The 16,798-nt window shown below is 66.4% G+C and carries 15 protein-coding genes; 2 read left to right on the top strand and 13 right to left on the bottom strand.

All coding sequences use genetic code 11. From position 1 onward, the window contains the following. Window positions 1–119: 119 nt before the first annotated feature. From tpiA to ACQPYR_RS16935, 8 genes are all read right to left on the bottom strand, one after another. Window positions 120–905 (bottom strand): triose-phosphate isomerase, encoded by a 786-nt coding sequence (gene tpiA / locus ACQPYR_RS16970; protein WP_063043217.1) that lies wholly within the window; start codon window positions 903–905, stop codon window positions 120–122. Window positions 906–908: 3 nt separating this feature from the next. Next, window positions 909–2,123 carry a phosphoglycerate kinase gene (locus ACQPYR_RS16965; protein WP_433633284.1) on the bottom strand — a complete coding sequence of 405 codons (1,215 nt, stop codon included), beginning with the start codon at window positions 2,121–2,123 and terminating at the stop codon, window positions 909–911. Between the two features lie 5 nt (window positions 2,124–2,128). Further along, window positions 2,129–3,148 (bottom strand): type I glyceraldehyde-3-phosphate dehydrogenase, encoded by a 1,020-nt coding sequence (gap, locus tag ACQPYR_RS16960; protein WP_063043215.1) that lies wholly within the window; start codon window positions 3,146–3,148, stop codon window positions 2,129–2,131. Window positions 3,149–3,669: 521 nt separating this feature from the next. Further along, the gene (gene whiA, locus ACQPYR_RS16955) at window positions 3,670–4,653 is read right to left on the bottom strand and encodes a DNA-binding protein WhiA (protein WP_040692075.1); all 984 of its coding nucleotides are present in this window, start codon (window positions 4,651–4,653) and stop codon (window positions 3,670–3,672) included. Continuing rightward, window positions 4,644–5,690 (bottom strand): gluconeogenesis factor YvcK family protein, encoded by a 1,047-nt coding sequence (locus tag ACQPYR_RS16950; RefSeq protein ID WP_433633282.1) that lies wholly within the window; start codon window positions 5,688–5,690, stop codon window positions 4,644–4,646. Before ACQPYR_RS16950 ends, whiA begins: the two co-directional genes overlap by 10 nt. Beyond that, a complete protein-coding gene (rapZ, locus tag ACQPYR_RS16945; RefSeq protein ID WP_433633280.1) occupies window positions 5,687–6,691 on the bottom strand; it encodes an RNase adapter RapZ in 1,005 nt (334 codons plus the stop codon). The genes ACQPYR_RS16950 and rapZ overlap by 4 nt, the downstream gene beginning before the upstream one ends. An 83-nt stretch (window positions 6,692–6,774) precedes the next feature. After that, the gene (uvrC, locus tag ACQPYR_RS16940) at window positions 6,775–8,808 is read right to left on the bottom strand and encodes an excinuclease ABC subunit UvrC (protein ID WP_433633278.1); all 2,034 of its coding nucleotides are present in this window, start codon (window positions 8,806–8,808) and stop codon (window positions 6,775–6,777) included. A gap of 47 nt (window positions 8,809–8,855) precedes the next feature. Next, entirely contained in the window at window positions 8,856–9,701 is an 846-nt protein-coding gene (locus ACQPYR_RS16935) for a LysR family transcriptional regulator (protein ID WP_433633276.1), read from the bottom strand. An 83-nt stretch (window positions 9,702–9,784) separates the two neighbouring features. On the opposite strand from ACQPYR_RS16935, the gene ACQPYR_RS16930 reads away from it, so the two are divergent. Further along, window positions 9,785–10,789, top strand: coding sequence for a bile acid:sodium symporter family protein (locus ACQPYR_RS16930; RefSeq protein ID WP_433633274.1), 1,005 nt, complete (start codon window positions 9,785–9,787; stop codon window positions 10,787–10,789). 10 nt (window positions 10,790–10,799) lie between these two features. On the opposite strand, the gene ACQPYR_RS16925 is transcribed toward ACQPYR_RS16930, so the two are convergent. Together ACQPYR_RS16925 and ACQPYR_RS16920 are read right to left on the bottom strand one after the other, a co-directional pair. Next, complete coding sequence (locus tag ACQPYR_RS16925) at window positions 10,800–11,237, bottom strand: hypothetical protein (RefSeq protein WP_433633272.1); 438 nt, start codon at window positions 11,235–11,237, stop codon at window positions 10,800–10,802. A 118-nt stretch (window positions 11,238–11,355) separates the two neighbouring features. Continuing rightward, window positions 11,356–12,039 (bottom strand): HAD family hydrolase, encoded by a 684-nt coding sequence (locus ACQPYR_RS16920; protein WP_433633270.1) that lies wholly within the window; start codon window positions 12,037–12,039, stop codon window positions 11,356–11,358. 211 nt (window positions 12,040–12,250) lie between these two features. Between ACQPYR_RS16920 and ACQPYR_RS16915 the strand changes: the two genes are divergently transcribed. Further along, window positions 12,251–14,203: a gamma-glutamyltransferase family protein gene (locus tag ACQPYR_RS16915; RefSeq protein ID WP_433633268.1), complete on the top strand. Its 1,953-nt coding sequence runs from the start codon at window positions 12,251–12,253 to the stop codon at window positions 14,201–14,203. A gap of 186 nt (window positions 14,204–14,389) precedes the next feature. On the opposite strand, the gene ACQPYR_RS16910 is transcribed toward ACQPYR_RS16915, so the two are convergent. The 3 genes from ACQPYR_RS16910 to ACQPYR_RS16900 all read right to left on the bottom strand — a co-directional run bounded on the left by ACQPYR_RS16910 (window position 14,390) and on the right by ACQPYR_RS16900 (window position 16,723). Then, a complete protein-coding gene (locus ACQPYR_RS16910) occupies window positions 14,390–14,890 on the bottom strand; it encodes a PH domain-containing protein (protein WP_433633266.1) in 501 nt (166 codons plus the stop codon). Window positions 14,891–14,893: 3 nt separating this feature from the next. Then, complete coding sequence (ribH, locus tag ACQPYR_RS16905; RefSeq protein WP_063043207.1) at window positions 14,894–15,367, bottom strand: 6,7-dimethyl-8-ribityllumazine synthase; 474 nt, start codon at window positions 15,365–15,367, stop codon at window positions 14,894–14,896. Window positions 15,368–15,478: 111 nt separating this feature from the next. After that, the gene (locus ACQPYR_RS16900; RefSeq protein ID WP_063043206.1) at window positions 15,479–16,723 is read right to left on the bottom strand and encodes a bifunctional 3,4-dihydroxy-2-butanone-4-phosphate synthase/GTP cyclohydrolase II; all 1,245 of its coding nucleotides are present in this window, start codon (window positions 16,721–16,723) and stop codon (window positions 15,479–15,481) included. Between the last annotated feature and the right edge of the window lie 75 nt (window positions 16,724–16,798).

Genomic DNA, 16,798 nt, shown 5'->3' with positions numbered 1-16,798 from the left:
TCGAACAGCATCGCATCCCGAGCTCCGGTATGCCTTGCCCCGAGCGGGAAGGCCCGACGCAAATCAGCCCGGCAACACGCGCTCGAGCGTGCTACCGGGCTGATTCGAACATTCACCCGTCAGGGCAGCGGACCACCCGCGGCAATCGCGGACAGCGTGGCGAATTCGTCGCCCTTGAGCGACGCACCGCCGACAAGCGCGCCATCGATATCGGTCTGCGCGACCAACTCGCCGACGTTCTTGGCATTCACCGAACCGCCGTAGAGCACCCGCACGCCCGCCGCGACCTCGGGCGAGGCCAGTTCGACGAGCTCCGCGCGAATCGCACCGCAGACTTCCTGCGCGTCGGCGGGGGTGGCGACCTTGCCGGTGCCGATGGCCCAGACCGGCTCATAGGCGATGACGATCTTCGAAATCTCTTCGGCCGTCAGACCTTTGAGCGAACCACGCAACTGCTCGAGGTTGTACTCGACATGGGTCTTCGCCTCGCGGACATTGAGACCCTCGCCGATGCACACGATCGGGGTGATCCCGTACTTCAGCGCCTGCTTGGTCTTGGCCAGCACGGTGGCGTCGTCCTCGGAGTGGTACTGCCGCCGCTCCGAATGGCCAACGACCGCGAAGGTGCAGCCCAGCTTGGACAGCATGGCGGCGCTGATCTCGCCGGTGTACGCGCCCTCGTCGTGCGTCGAAACATCCTGCGCACCATAGGTGAGCAACAGCTTGTCACCCTCGACAAGGGTCTGCACGCTGCGGATATCGGTGAACGGCGGAATCACCGCGACGTCGACCTTGGCGAAGTACTTCTCCGGCAGCGCGAAGGCGATCTTCTGCACCAGGGCAATGGCCTCGAGGTGGTTGAGGTTCATCTTCCAGTTGCCCGCGATGAGCGGTTTGCGTGCCATGGTTCAGTCCTCCAGTACCGCGATACCGGGCAGTTCCTTGCCCTCGAGGTATTCCAGGGATGCGCCGCCACCGGTAGAGATGTGCGAGAAACCGTCCTCGGGCAGGCCGAGCGCGCGCACGGCCGCGGCCGAATCGCCACCGCCGACAACGGTGAAGGCACCCTTGCCCGTCGCGGTCACGATCGCCTCGGCGACACCCCGGGTACCCGCGGCGAAGTTCTCGAACTCGAATACGCCCATCGGGCCGTTCCAGAACACCGTCTTCGCCTCGGTGAGCAGCGCCGCGAACCGGTCCACCGACTCGGGACCGATATCGAGGCCGAGCCAGCCGTCCGGAATCTCGTTGGCGGGCACCACCTTCGAGTCCGCATCGGCCGCGAACTTATTCGCGACGACGATATCGCGCGGCAGGTGGATGACGTCCCCGTAGCGCTCCAGCAGCCCCTCGCAGGTCTCGATCATCTCCTCCTGCAGCAGCGAGGCGCCCACCGAAAGGCCCTGTGCGGCAAGGAAGGTGAAGCACATGCCGCCGCCGATCACCAGGGTGTCGACCTTGGGGGCCAGTGCCTCGATGACGGCCAGCTTGTCGGAGACCTTGGACCCGCCGAGCACAACCGCGTATGGGCGCTCCGAATTCTCGGTCAGCTTGGCAAGCACCTCGACCTCGGCGGCGACCAGCGTGCCCGCGTAATGCGGCAGCAGCTTCGCCACGTCGTAGACCGAGGCCTGTTTGCGGTGCACCACACCGAAGCCGTCGGAGACGAACGCACCGTCATCGCCGACCAGCTCGACCAGCGCCGCGGCCAGCTTGGCCCGCTCGGCATCGTCCTTGCTGGTTTCGCGTGCATCGAAGCGCACGTTCTCCAGCAGCAGCACATCGCCGTCGGTGAGGCCCTCCGAGCGCGACAGCGCGTCGTAGCCGACGACGTCACCGGCCAGCTGGACATTGCGGCCCAGCAGCTCGGCCAGCTTCACCGCGACCGGAGCGAGGGAGAATTTCGGATCCGGCTCACCCTTGGGACGGCCCAGATGCGCCGTGACGACGACCTTGGCACCGGCCTCGACCAGCGCCCGCAGCGTCGGCACCGAGGCGATGATGCGGCCCGGGTCGGTGATCTCGCCGTTCTCGTCGAGGGGGACGTTCAGGTCGGAGCGCACGAGTACGCCCCGACCCTCGACACCCTCGTTCAGCAGATCCTGGAGTGTTTCGACTGCCATGCGCGTCAGAGCGACTTGCCGACGAGACCGATGAGGTCGGCCAGGCGGTTGGAGTAGCCCCACTCGTTGTCGTACCAGCCGACAACCTTCACCTGGTCATCGATGGTCTTGATCAGCGGCGCGTCGTAGATGCACGAGTGCGGGTCGGTGACGATGTCGCTGGACACGATCGGGTCCACGTTGTACTTCAGGATGCCCTTCAGTGCACCTTCGGCGGCGGCCTTGTAGGCGGCGTTGATGTCATCGATCGAGGCCGACTTGCTCAGGGTCACGGTGAGGTCGGTGACCGAGCCGGTCGGGACCGGGACGCGCAGCGCGTAGCCGTCGAGCTTGCCGTTGAGCTCCGGGAGCACCAGGCCGATGGCCTTCGCGGCGCCGGTGCCGGTGGGCACGATGTTCAGCGCGGCGGCGCGGGCGCGACGCAGGTCGCCGTGCGGGCCGTCCTGCAGGTTCTGGTCCTGGGTGTAGGCGTGGATGGTGGTCATCAGACCACGCTCGATGCCGAAGCTGTCGTTGAGCACCTTCGCCAGCGGACCGAGGCAGTTGGTGGTGCAGGACGCGTTGGAGATGATGTTCTGGCTGCCGTCGTACTTGTCGTCGTTGACGCCCATGACGACGGTCAGGTCCTCACCCTTGGCGGGCGCGGAGATGATGACCTTCTTGGCGCCCGCGGCGATGTGGCCCTTCGCCTTGGTCGCGTCGGTGAAGATGCCGGTGGATTCGACGACCACGTCGACGCCGAGGTCACCCCACGGCAGCGCGGACGGGCCCTCCTTGATGGCCAGCGCCTTGATCCGCTGGTCGCCGACCACGATGGTGTCGTCGCCGTCCAGCGACACGTCCTGGGGCAAGCGGCCCAGGATCGAGTCGTACTTGAGCAGAGTGGCCAGCGTCGCGTTGTCGGTGAGGTCGTTGACCGCGACGATCTCGATGTCGGTGGTGCCGAGCGCCTTCTGCGCCTCCACCGCCCGGAAGAAGTTACGTCCGATACGGCCGAAGCCGTTGATGCCTACCCGGACAGTCACGTTATCGCTCCTCAGCTTTCAAGCGGATTCATTCCGATGCCATAGACCACAGTAGTGCCCGAGCTGTGTCGGATTTGCAGCGCCTACGGCGCTGCGTGTTCGCGGCCCCCCTGGTGTGCGGTGGCCTCGCGTTCGCTCGTCCAAGCGCAAGAGACTGATGGCGGACTGCGTCCGGCGGCGTTCGATGAGCGTGGCGACCCTTTCGAGCGACCTGCAAGCAGTCGCTAGCGGCGCTGTCGAAACTCGCGCCTACGGCGCATGCGCTTCGACGATTCGGACGCGAGACGGGCCGCGAACCTCGCTCGTAAGACTCGCTCCATGGTGGTCAACTGGCCCGGAACGGGACCTACGTCGATCGAATCGTTGTCTATTGAATTCACGTCGGCGGGCAACTCGGCGGTGGCGATCCCCAATTACCGGCTGGTTGCACCGCTGGGTGGACGCCACCGATATTCGACGTAAGACACATTGACATGCGACGTCCGATCGAATCGCCGCCCAGTCTCGGGCGGCGATTCGGCTCAGGCTTCGTCGAGCAGTTCGGCGGTGACGGCCGATTCGGTATCGGGTACCCCCAGCTCCTTGGCCCGGCGGTCCGCCATCGACAACAGTCGCCGAATCCGGCCCGCCACAGCGTCTTTGGTCATCGGCGGATCGGCGAGCTGGCCCAGCTCCTCCAGGGACGCCTGGCGGTGCTGCACGCGCAGCTTGCCCGCCGCGGCCAAATGGTCGGGCACCTCATCGCCCAGAATCTCCAGTGCGCGTTCGACTCTCGCGGCGGCGGCGACCGCGGCACGGGCCGATCGGCGCAGGTTGGCGTCGTCGAAATTGGCCAAGCGGTTCGCGGTGGCCCGCACCTCGCGGCGCAGCCTGCGCTCCTCCCAGACGATCCGGGTGTCCTGCGCGCCCATCCGGGTCAGCAGTGCGCCGATGGCCTCGCCGTCGCGTACCACGACCCGATCGGTGCCGCGTACCTCACGCGCCTTCGCGGTGATGCCGAGCCGCCGCGCCGCGCCGACCAGTGCCAGTGCGGCCTCCGGGCCGGGGCAGCTGACCTCGAGCGCCGAGGAGCGACCGGGTTCGGTGAGCGAGCCGTGCGCGAGAAACGCTCCGCGCCAAGCGGCTTCGGCATCACCGATGCTGCCGCCGACCACCTGTGCGGGCAGACCGCGCACCGGACGGCCACGCACATCGAGCAGGCCGGTCTGTCTGGCCAGCGCCTCGCCCTCCTTGGACACCCGTACCACGTAGCGCGAGGTCTTGCGCAGACCGCCCGCGCCGAGCACGTGCACATCGGAGCCGTAGCCGTACAGCTCGAAGATCTCGCGCCGTAGCCGGCGCGCGATGGAACCCATATCCACCTCGGCCTCGACTATCACCCGCCCGCCGACGATGTGCAGACCGCCCGCAAACCGCAGCAGCGCAGACAATTCCGCCTTGCGAGAACTCACCTGCGAGACCGTGAGCCTGCTCAGCTCGTCCTTCACTTCGGCTGTCATCGCCACGAGACGCGCTCCTTTCCACCCAACCCGGAACGCACATCCTGACCCATGTGCCGTCCCTCGACTCGAAGCCCTGCCATATGTGGCCGAGGTTGCCGGATCAGCTGATCCAGTGCGGCGGCAAGCTTTCCGGGGTGATGCCGGTCGCTTCCCGCTTCGGCGACATCGGAGAAGGTTACTCGCGCCCGCAATTGTTCGGCAGCCCTGGCCACATGTTCTCTTTCGCGACCTTCCGGCACCGACCCGGAATCGACCAATACCTCATCGACCACGAATTCCGGTGCGTGCTGGGACAATACATGTAGATGGCGTTCCGCGGAGAAACCCGCCGTTTCTCCCGGCTCCGCGGCCAGATTCAGCACCAGGATCTTGCGTGCTCTGGTATAGACCAGCGCATCACGCAATTCGGGTACCAGCACGTGCGGAATCACGCTGGTGAACCAGGAACCCGGGCCCAGCACAACGACATCGGCGTGTTCGATGGCCGAGGTTGCCTCCGGACTGGCGGGCGGATCGGACGGAATCAGCCGCACCCGCCGCACCTTGCCCGGTGTCGTCGCGACGGCGACCTGGCCGCGGATACAGCGGCTCACCCGCGGATCCGCTTCCAGCCCAGAAACATCCGCCTCGATATCGAGGGCGATGGGCGACATCGGCAACACCCGTCCGGTGATACGCAACATCTTGGCGACCTCGTCGAGCGCGGCGACCGGATCGCCGAGCACCTCGGTCAAGCCGGCGAGGATCAGATTGCCGACCGAATGTCCGGCCAGCGCGCCGGTGCCGCCGAAGCGGTGCTGCACGGTGCGCGTCCACACATCGTCGCCGTCCGCGGCCAGCGCCGCCAGGGCCATGCGCAGATCGCCGGGCGGTGGCACACCGAGTTCGGCGCGCAGTCGGCCCGACGATCCGCCGTCATCGGCGACGGTCACCACCGCGCTGATCTTTCTGGTCAGCCGCCGCACCGCGGTGAGCGTCGCATACAGCCCGTGCCCGCCACCGAGCGCAACTATGGCGGGATCCGATTCCCACCCCGTCATTCGCGCCCCAGATCCCGATGCACGACCCGCACGACATCGGCCGGGCCGGATTTCTCCGTCTCGGAGCCGATCAGTTCGCCGAGCGCCTCGGCTATCGCCACGCTGCGGTGTTTACCTCCGGTGCAGCCCACTGCCACCGTCATGTATCGCTTCCCCTCTTGGCGGTAACCATTCGTCGTCAGGTCGACCAGGTGGTGGCAGGTGCTCAAGTAATCGGCCGCGCCGGGACGCGACAATACATACTCGCTGACCACGGTCTCCTGTCCCGAATGTTCCCGAAGTTCCGGTATCCAATGCGGATTGGGTAGAAAACGCACATCCAACACCATGTCCGCATCGAGTGGAACCCCATACTTGAATCCGAACGACTGCACCGTCAGCTGCAGTGCGGTGGGCGCCCCGCCGCCGTAGGCCTCCTCCAGCTTGCGGTGCAGCTGGTGGATCGAGAGTTCAGTCGTGTCGATCACCAGGTCGGCCGCCGTTTTCACGGCGGAGAGGCGGATCCGTTCGGCTGCGATGCCCGCCGAGAGCGTACCGTCGGCGCTTTCGCTCTGCAGCGGGTGGCGTCTGCGTGCGAAGCCGAAGCGCCGGATCAGCACGTCATCGGAGGCCTCCAAGAACAGGATCCTGGTCGGCACGCCCGCGGACCGCAGCTGATCGGTGACGGCCGAGAGATCGCCAGTGAAGAAACGACTACGTACATCCATGACCAGCGCGAGCCTGCGAATCGGCGGTACGGCGGAGGCGCCGAGTTCCACCATGCGCCCGATCAGCTCGGGCGGCAGGTTATCGGTGACATACCAGCCCAGATCCTCGAGTACCCGGGCCGCGGTACCGCGACCCGCGCCGGATAGCCCCGTCACGATGACGACCTCGACCTTTGGCTGCGCCGGGCTGCCGTCGCCGCGTTCGACAGGTGCGCCGACAGGGCCCGCGGGGCCGGTCCGCCCAGCGGTCGACCGCGGGCTGCCCGCACTGTTGTTCGATTCGACGCGTGTCATGTCCTACCGGATCTGTGTCAGGGTGCGTGTCGATCATCCCGCACCGGTTCGGGTATCGGGCGCAGACACACAACGTAGGTGTCTTATTCCTCCCGCAAAGCGGCCAAAACCGCCTTCGCGGTCGCCACACCGATGCCGGGCACCTCGGTGATCTGCTCGACCGTAGCCTCCTTCAGTTTGGCAACCGACCCGAAATGGGTGACGAGCGCGGTCCGGCGCGACTCGCCGAGGCCGCGCACCGAGTCCAGTGCGGACGCGGTCATCCGACGGGAGCGTTTGCTGCGGTGGAAGGTGATGGCGAAGCGGTGCGCCTCGTCGCGCACCCGTTGCAGTAGATACAACGACTCACTGTTGCGCGGCATGATCACCGGATCGCTCTCCCCCGGCACCCACACCTCCTCCAGCCGTTTGGCCAGGCCGATCACCGCGACATCGGTGATGCCGAGTTCGTCGAGGACCTCCGCGGCGGCCGCGACCTGGGGTGCGCCGCCGTCGACCACATAGAGATTGGGCGGGTAGGCGAATTTGCGCGGACGGCCGGTGCGTGGGTCGATGCCGGGGCGTGAAATCAGTTCGAGGTCGTCGTCGGCGTGTCCGTTTTCCTGACCGGACGTCAACTCCTCGGCCGCCAGCTCGTCGCGTTCGCGGCGCAGGCGATAGAACCGCCGTCTGGTCACCTCCGCGATGCTGCCGACATCGTCGGAGCGGCCCTCGCCCGCGGCCTCTTTGATCGCGTAGTGGCGATACTCGGACTTGCGCGGCAGGCCGTCCTCGAACACCACCAGCGAAGCCACCACATCGGTGCCCTGCACGTGGCTGATATCCACACACTCGATTCGTAGCGGCGCGCTGTCCAGATCGAGGGCATCTTGAATGTCTTGCAGCGCAGCGGATCTCGAGGTCAGGTCGCCGGCGCGCTTGAGTTTGTGCTGGGCCAGCGCCTCCATCGCATTGCGCTGCACGGTTTCGGCGAGCGCCTTCTTGTCACCGCGCTGCGGCACCCGCAGCCGCACCGCCGAGCCGCGCAGTTTGCTCAGCCATTCCTCCACCTGTTCGGCATCGGCGGGCAGTACCGGCACCAGCACCTCGCGCGGCACCGCGGTGGCCGGTTGTTCGGCCTCGCCCTGTTCGTCCGCACCCTGTTCGGCCTGTGCGGCCTGCTCGCCGTAGAACTGGGTGAGGAACTGCTCGACCAGTGCGGCGACCTCACCACCGGCCTCCTGACCGTCGATGGCGTCACCGGATTTGTCGACCACCCAGCCGCGCTGGCCGCGCACCCGGCCGTCGCGGACGTGGAAGACCTGCACCGCCACCTCGAGCTCATCGATGGCGAAGGCGACCACATCGGCGTCGGTGCCGGTGCCGAGGACGACGGCCTGCTTCTCCAGTGCCCGCCGCAGCGCTTGGACGTCGTCGCGCAGCCGAGCGGCGGTTTCGAAGTCCAGGTCCTCGGCGGCGTCGTGCATCCGGCGCTCCAAGTCGCGCACCATGCGATCTGTGCGTCCGGCCAGGAAGTCGCAGAAGTCCTCGACGATCCGGCGATGCTCGTCGGCATCGACGCGGCCGATGCACGGGGCCGAGCATTTGTCGATATAGCCCAGCAGGCAAGGCCGCCCGATCTGGTTGTGCCGCTTGAAGACTCCGTTGGAGCAGGTGCGCGCGGGGAAGACCCGCAGCAGCAGATCCAGGGTTTCCCGAATGGCCCAGGCGTGCGCATACGGCCCGAAGTACCGCACCCCCTTCTTGCGCGCGCCGCGATAGACGAACAGCCGCGGGTACTCCTCGTTCAAGGTGACCGCCAGCACCGGATACGACTTGTCGTCCCGATACCGGACGTTGAATCGCGGATCGAACTCCTTGATCCAGTTGTATTCCAACTGAAGGGCTTCCACCTCGGTGGAGACCACGGTCCATTCGACGCCGGCCGCCGTCGTGACCATCTGCTTGGTCCGCGGATGCAGCGACGCCACATCGGCGAAGTACGAATTCAACCTGCTGCGCAGGCTCTTCGCCTTGCCGACATAGATCACACGCCCGTGCGCGTCCCGGAATTTGTAGACACCGGGTTCAACGGGAATCGTGCCCGGCTTCGGCCGGTAGGTCGCGGGATCTGCCACGAATCCAAGCCTATCGACCGGCTCCGACACATCCGCACGGGCGCGGCTCAGCCGAAGCGGCGGGCACTGGCGACGATCGCGTCGCACAGCGCCTGGCCCGGCGCGGACAGGGTCGTCCGCCGCCGCATCAGCACGAATTCGAGGTCGCCGAGCACCGGAAGCCGTGGGTCGGCGAGCACGCGCAGACCGTCCGGGATCAGGGTTTCGGCATGCACGATGACGCCGAGACCGGCGAGCACCGCGGCGCGCAAGCCCAGCTGGCTGTCACTGGTGCAGGTCACGCGCCAGCTGCGGGCGTCGCGTTCGAGCGCCTGCAATGCGATGCGGCGGGTGAGACTGGGTGGCGGATAGGTCACCAGCGGGACCGGATCCTCGAATTCCGTTGTCGCCGAACGGCCGGCCCACACCAGGCGGTCGCGCCAGAGCAGTTCGCCGTGCCGTTCGCCGGGCAGGCGTTTGCCGACGACCAGGTCGAGTTCACCGGTCTCCATACGAGTTTTGAGGTTTTCGCTCAGGCCGACGGTGAGTTCCAGATCGACCCCAGGATGGGTGCGCTGGAATTCCAGGAGTACGTCGGGGAGTTCGCGGGCCATCACATCATCGGAGGCGCCGAGCCGGATCAGGCCGGTGAGGGTGGAGTCGGAGAAATAGCGCTCGGCCTGGCCCTGCGCGTCGAGGATGGTGCGGGCGAAGCCGACCATGGCCGCGCCGTCGGCGGTCAGCGCGAGATTGCGCGTATCGCGGCGGAACAATTCGCGCCCCACGGCCTTCTCCAACCGGGCGATGTGGCCGCTGATGGTCGACTGACGCAGGCCGAGGATGCGACCGGCGGCGGTGAATCCGCCCGCGCGCTCGACCGCAAGGAAGGTGCGCAGCAGTTCGGGTTCGAACACACCCTCAATTATCACTGTTTGCGTTTACAGATATCGTGCTGAACGCCTTTCGCGTTCAATTGGCCGAGTCGTACGGTCGACCGGTGAAGATCCTCGCCAAACTCCGGATCGATGCGTTCATGCTCGGCATCCTGGCCAGCGTGGCGGTGGCCGCGCTGTTGCCCGCGCGGGGTATCGCGGCCGATGCGCTCGACTGGATAACCAAGATCGCGATCGGTGTGCTGTTCCTGCTCTATGGCGCCCGGCTCGAGCCTGGTGAGGCGCTCGCCGGGCTACGGCATTGGCGGTTGCATTCGACGGTGCTGGCGGTGACCTATCTGATCTTCCCGCTGATCGGGCTGGCGTCGCATGTGCTGGTGCCATCGGTGCTGTCCGACGATCTGTACACCGGCGTGCTGTTCCTGTGCCTGGTGCCATCGACCGTGCAGTCATCGATCGCCTTCACCTCGATTGCCCGCGGGAATGTGGCGGGCGCGGTGGTCAGTGCGTCGCTGTCGAATCTGATCGGCGTCTTCGCGACCCCGTTACTGGTCATGCTGCTGATGGACACCACCGGCGACGCGACCGTCTCGCCCGCCGCGATCCTCGCGATCGTCGTTCAGTTGCTGCTGCCGTTCCTGGCGGGCCAACTCTTGCGCCCCCGGATGACCTGGCTGCTGCGGCATGCCAGGGTGACCAAGGCCGTCGATCGTGGCTCGGTCTATCTCGTCGTCTATGCCGCCTTCAGCGCGGGCATGGTGGAACACATCTGGAGCGGCATTTCGCCGCAGGCGCTACTGGCAATCGTCGCGGTTTGCGCAGGCATTCTCGCCGTGGTCCTGACGATTACCACCTTCGGCAGTCGCCTCCTCGGCTTCGCCCGCCCCGATCAGCTCGTCACCGTATTCTGCGGTTCGAAGAAGAGCTTGGCCACCGGTCTCCCCATGGCCTCGGTCCTGTTCGCGGGACATCAGGTCGGCTTGATCGTGTTGCCGCTCATGGTCTTCCACCAGATTCAGCTGTTGACCTGCACCGTGCTCGCTCAGCGCTCCGCGCGATCAGCACCGGCCGATCTCGCGACAGCCGAGCCATCCGTACAACCCGCCTGATCCGAACTGTTCACCACTCGGCGTCGGCGACCCGAATGTCGAACCACGCCTTGGCTTCCGGTCGCGACAGCTGGTAAAGGATCGTCGCCGACGCGCCCAGTGTGAAGAGGACGACGACCAGCCGGGCCGAGTCCGGGACAGCCTCTACGTGAATCCGCAGTACCGCGACGGACTGCAGCACGACCGAAACGATCGCGACCCGGCGCACCCGCGGCCCATGGCCGAGAACCAGTACCGCGAGGCCGAGTACCCAACTGCAGCCGAATTGCAGGGCCGCGGATCTGGCCGCCTCGTCCCCGGCGATCAGGCCCATGACGACCGGATACGCGACGCCGAAGCCCGCGAGTCCCAATGCGGCCTCTCTGGCCTCGCCGACCGATCCGGGCAGGCCGGCGGGCCGCACCTTCCGCACAACCGACGATTCGAAATATACCTCGGCATCATCCATGGCCACTCCCCGTCGAGCTTGCGCACCGCGATGTGGTGGGCGTCACAGCAAGCTAATTCAGTTCGCGGACATCGACATCCAGGAACAGCAGAGTGTGTCGCAGGTCACATACTGGACACTAGGTCAGTTCGTGCCGCCGCAATACCTCGAGCAGACCTTCGGCACGCTGCACCGTCGGCAACGGATCGACCAGCGCGAAACCGCAGCCGGCCGCGACCGCGCCGCCATCGGCCTCGGCACTGTCGCCGACCATGAGCGCCGATTCGGGACGCACGCCGAGCTGTTCCACCGCGGCCAGGAAGATCCGCGGATCCGGCTTCACCGCACCGACTTCGAACGACAGCGTGTGCGCGGCGACCAGCCGATCCCAACCGTTTGCGGCGAACGCCGGACGGATATCGAAGGCGATATTGCTCACCACGGCGACCGGGATGCCCTGTGCCGCCAAGGTTTTCAATACGGCACCAGTGTCGGGATACGGCGTCCAAGCGAGCGGGTCGAGCATCCAGTCGTAGAGTCGCGCGACCAGCGCCGGTGTCGGCACCCCGGCTTGTCGCATCAACTCGTGGTAGGCCATGCGATGCATCGCCGGATCCAGATCCCGCCGTTCCCATGCGAACCGGCCCTCCGCGTCGAAGACCGCACCGTCGCCGACCGGCCTGGTCATCCGATCCAGGATCGCATCCTGCTGCGACCGGTCCAGGGGTTTGCCATCGGCCCCGACCATATCGGCCCAGGTTTCATCGGGTTCCAGCCGGAACAGAGTGCCGGAGAAGTCGAAGAGAACTGCCTCGATCGCCACTGGGCCAGCCTACCGATGACGACGGTTGTCATTGGGGTCGAGCGGAATTGGCCTCAGCGCCCCCATTCCTCCGCAGATTTCGCGGAAATCGCTTCAGAATGGGCGCTCAATGCAATTGCCCGCTAACCGTTTTCGCTGAACTTACCAGCACTGGGAGCCCACAGCGCCGGATTTGCCGCGACGTTCGGCGATCGGCGATACAGTGCCGTCCATGAGTGGCACGCGAAGAACCTGGGTCAGCGCCGCGGCGGCGCTCACGCTCATCGTCGGCGTTGTCAGCGGATGTTCCTCCGACGACACACCCACGAGCGCGGCGTGTAGTGCGACGCCGAACGGAACCCCGGTGGTCGCGACCTCAGCGGGTGCGACTCCAGGCGCGACCAAGGATCTGAGCACCAATCCCGAGATCGCGACCGGCTACCGGTCCGATATGACGGCGGTGCGCACCAAGTCCTACGCGGTGTCCACGGCCAACCCGGTCTCCACCAAGGCCGCCTGTGAGGTGCTGAGCAACGGCGGCACGGCCGCGGATGCGCTCGTCGCGGCGCAGATGGTGCTCGGGTTGGTGGAGCCGCAGGCCTCCGGCATCGGCGGTGGCTCGTTCATGCTCTATTACGACGCGGCCAGCAAGAGCGTGGAGGCGTACGACGGTCGGGAGATCGCCCCCGCGGCGGCGACCGAGAATTATCTGCGCTGGGTCAGCGATACCGATCGCACCGAGCCGAAGCCGAGTGCCCGTGCGAGCGGACGCTCGATCGGCGTGCCCGGCGTCTTGCGCATGCTCGAACTGGCGCATCGCGACCACGGCAAGACCGCTTGGCGAGACCTGTTCGACCCGGCCGTCGGACTGGCCGATCGCGGCTTCCCCATCAGTCCGCGCCTGGCCGGTCAGATCGCCGAATCCGCCAAGGATCTCGCGGTGGACGAGTCCGCGAAGGCCTACTTCCTCAATCCGGACGGAACCCCGAAACGGGCCGACACCGTACTGACCAACCCGGCGATGTCGAAGACCTTGAACGCCATTGCCACCGACGGCGCGAATGCCTTCTACACCGGCGCTATCGCCCACGACATCGTCGATGCGGCCGGATCCGCCGCGGGCGGGCGTACCCCGAGCCTCATCACCGCCGACGACCTCGCCGGGTATCAGGCCAAGAAGCGGACCGCGCTCTGCACGAACTACCGCACGCACGAGATCTGCGGTATGCCCAGCCCGTCCTCGGGCGGCATTACCGTCGCGGCCACGCTCGGCATTCTGGAGAACTTCGACCTATCGCCGCTGAAGCCGGACAATATCGACCGCAACGGCGGCAAGCCGAAGGCCGAAGCGGTGCATCTGATCTCGGAGGCCGAGCGGCTCGCCTACGCCGACCGGAACAAGTACGTCGCCGATACGGATTTCATTCCACTGCCGGGTAATTCACCGCAGACCCTGCTGAACAAGGACTACCTGAAGCAGCGTGCCGGTCTCATCGATCCCGGCCACAGCATGGGCACCGCGCAGCCGGGCGATTTCGGCCCGGTGCCACTCGGTGTCGGCCCGCAGCCGCCCGAGCACGGCACCAGCCATATCTCGGTCGTCGATAAGTACGGCAATGCCGCCTCGATGACCACCACGGTCGAATCGGCCTTCGGATCATTCCATCTCGTCGACGGATTCGTGCTGAACAACCAGCTCACCGACTTCTCCGCCGATCCGCTCGGCACCGACGGCGCACCCGTCGCCAATCGCGTGCAGCCGGGTAAGCGGCCACGCAGCTCGATGAGCCCGACCCTGGTCTTCGACCACAATGCCGACGGCTCACGCGGCGATCTGACCCAGGTCGCCGGCTCCCCCGGTGGTTCGGTGATCATCCAGTTCGTCGTGAAAGCACTTGTCGGCGTGCTGGATTGGGGCCTGGACCCGCAACAGGCGGTGTCCGCGGTCGCGTTCGGCGCCGGAAACAGTCCGGCCACCGGTGTAGGCGGCGAGCATCCGGCCATCAACGCCACCGACAACGGCGATCACGACCCACTGGTCCTACGCCTGCGCGAACTCGGCCACCAGGTCTCGGTCGCCCCCCAATCCAGCGGCCTCAGCGCACTGCAACGTGACGGTGCCGAAGGCTGGATCGGCGGTGCGGATCCCCGACGCGAAGGCGCCGTCCTCGGCGACACCCGTTAACCCGCGGTTGCTCTATCCGGTCTGCGGCATCGGATAGAAGCATCGGGCCGTCGTCGAGCGCCAGGTCAGGCTGCATGAATCCCAGAACAGCGGTGCGCTGTTCGACGGCGAACCGCAATCGGACAGAAGTAGGTCATGAACGGATCGTCAGCGAATGCCTCGGCGACAGCTGACGTCCGGCGCCGACTACTCTTCGGCGGCGGTGTATTTCGCGCCGAGTGCGCGCAGTTTGTCCAAAGCCTCGACGGCGCGTTGCTTATCGTTGGAACGGATGGCCATGAGGGGGACGTAGTCGTCATCGACGAGTTCGAGGCGGGCCCAGGACTTTCGGTCCGGGAAGGAGACGCCGCGGATGTACTCCCAGGGGAATTCGGTGTCACCCAGGATGTTCCGCACCGAGACACCGCGCTTGCCGACACGGACGCGCGGCCGGGTCAGCAGGAGTACCGCCGCCGCACCGAGCACGCCGATGCCGATCATCGCGAATTGGTCCGCGAGCCGGAAATTCACACCGGTCGAACCGTGGCGCAACAGGATGCCGCCCGCGGTGAAACCGGCGACGAGCAGCACCGCCACGGTCCATGCGGTCCGCACCGCGCGATGCGGCCGCACCTCGAGCTCCCACTCGCCGGAGCCCGATTCGGCAGCCGCGGCCGGGCCTCTACGCCAGATGCGAACGACCGGCATGATCTACGGCCGCAGTGCGCGCAGCGTCAGCGCGGCATCGAGCGCTGCCGCGGCGGCCTGTTCGCCCTTGTTCTCGGCGGAGCCCGGCAATCCGGCCCTGTCCAGCGCCTCCGCCTCGTTATTGGTGGTCAGCACACCGTTGGCCACGGGCGTACCCGCATCGAGTGACACCCGTGTCAGGCCGGCGGTCACCGCATCACAGACGTATTCGAAATGCGGTGTGCCACCACGGATCACCACACCGAGCGCGACCACCGCGTCGTGGGAGCGGGCCAACTCCTGAGCGACCACCGGAAGTTCCATCGCACCCGCGCACCGGACCACGGTGATGTGCTCGACGCCCGCGTCCTTGGCCACCTGCTCCGCATTCGCGACCAGCGTGTCGCAGATCTGGGTGTGCCAGCGCGAGGCGACGATGCCGAGCTTCAGATCCTTGGCATCCGACAGCTCGAAGCTGGGTACGCCAGTGCCGCTCATGCCTGCGCCTCGCTGACGCTCGGCTCCGGCATGCGCGATGCACGCTGTGACATGGCTCGCTCGCTGCGCTCGCTCACTGGTGTCCCTTCCAGGCTGCGTCGAGGTGAGAAATCACTGGGCGGTCTCGCCGAGATCGAGTTCGTCCAGCCCGATCAGGTCGTGCCCCATCCGATCCCGCTTGGTGCGCAGGTACCGCAGGTTCTCGGCGTTGGCGCGCAACGGCATCGGCACCCGCTCGGTGATCTTCAGCCCGTAGCCGTCGAGTCCGACGCGCTTGGCCGGATTGTTGGTGAGCAGGCGCATCGACCGAATCCCGAGGTCCACCAGGATCTGTGCGCCGGTGCCGTAGTCGCGGGCGTCGGCGGGCAAACCGAGCTCCAGATTCGCGTCGACGGTGTCGTGGCCCGAATCCTGCAGCTGGTAGGCCTGCAGCTTGTGCATCAACCCGATGCCGCGCCCCTCGTGTCCGCGCATGTAGAGCACCACACCGCGCCCCTCTTGGGCCACCATCTCGAGTGCGGCGTCCAGCTGCGGACCGCAATCGCAGCGCAGCGAACCGAAGACGTCACCGGTGAGGCATTCGGAATGCACGCGCACCAGCACATCGTCGCCGTCATCGATATCACCGCGCACCAACGCGACATGTTCGACATCGTCGTAGATGCTCTGATAGCCGACGGCCTTGAATTCGCCGTGCGCCGTGGGGATCCTGGCCTCGGCGACCCGAATGACCTGCTTCTCGTGCTTGCGCCGCCAAGCGATCATTTCCGCGATGGAGATCAACGCCAAGTTGTGCTCGTCGGCGAAGACGCGCAGTTCCTCGGTGCGGGCCATATGGCCCTCGTCCTTCTGGCTGACGATCTCGCAGATGACACCGGCGGGCTGCAATCCGGCCATCCGCGCCAGATCGACCGCGGCCTCGGTGTGCCCGGGACGACGCAGCACGCCGCCTTCCTTGGCGCGCAACGGAACCACGTGACCGGGCCGGGTCAGATCGTCGGCCTTGGCGTTCGGATCGGCTAGTAGTCGCATGGTGGTGGCACGGTCCGCACCGGAGATACCGGTGGTGATGCCGTCCCTGGCATCGACCGAAACGGTGTAGGCGGTGCCGTGCTTGTCCTGGTTCTGCGCGTACATCGGCGGCAGGCCGAGCCGATCGCAGTCCTCACCCGTGAGCGGCACACAGATATAACCCGAGGTGTAGCGAATCATGAAGGCGACCAGCTCGGGGGTCGCCTTTTCCGCCGCGAAGATGAGGTCGCCCTCGTTCTCACGGTCCTCGTCGTCGACGACGACAACCGCCTTACCGGCAGCGATATCGGCGACTGCGCGCTCGATGGTGTCGAACCTGGTCACGTCTGTTGTGCTCCATCTCGATATAGGTGCCTGACATACAGTAGTCGACTGGTCATAGGCCGACGCCGAGCCGTC

The organism is Nocardia sp. CA-120079, assembly GCF_050955745.1.
Lineage (GTDB): Bacteria > Actinomycetota > Actinomycetes > Mycobacteriales > Mycobacteriaceae > Nocardia.
This window is presented reverse-complemented; position numbering and strand designations above follow the sequence as displayed.

Bases quoted from the DNA above. Each gene is read 5' to 3' on its own strand.
- tpiA (WP_063043217.1), bottom strand. From the start codon at position 905: ATGGCACGCAAACCGCTCATCGCGGGCAACTGGAAGATGAACCTCAAC.
- ACQPYR_RS16965 (WP_433633284.1), bottom strand. From the start codon at position 2,123: ATGGCAGTCGAAACACTCCAGGATCTGCTGAACGAGGGTGTCGAGGGT.
- ACQPYR_RS16950 (WP_433633282.1), bottom strand. From the start codon at position 5,690: ATGACGGGGTGGGAATCGGATCCCGCCATAGTTGCGCTCGGTGGCGGG.
- rapZ (WP_433633280.1), bottom strand. From the start codon at position 6,691: ATGACACGCGTCGAATCGAACAACAGTGCGGGCAGCCCGCGGTCGACC.
- ACQPYR_RS16925 (WP_433633272.1), bottom strand. From the start codon at position 11,237: ATGGATGATGCCGAGGTATATTTCGAATCGTCGGTTGTGCGGAAGGTG.
- ACQPYR_RS16915 (WP_433633268.1), top strand. From the start codon at position 12,251: ATGAGTGGCACGCGAAGAACCTGGGTCAGCGCCGCGGCGGCGCTCACG.
- ACQPYR_RS16910 (WP_433633266.1), bottom strand. From the start codon at position 14,890: ATGCCGGTCGTTCGCATCTGGCGTAGAGGCCCGGCCGCGGCTGCCGAA.
- ribH (WP_063043207.1), bottom strand. From the start codon at position 15,367: ATGAGCGGCACTGGCGTACCCAGCTTCGAGCTGTCGGATGCCAAGGAT.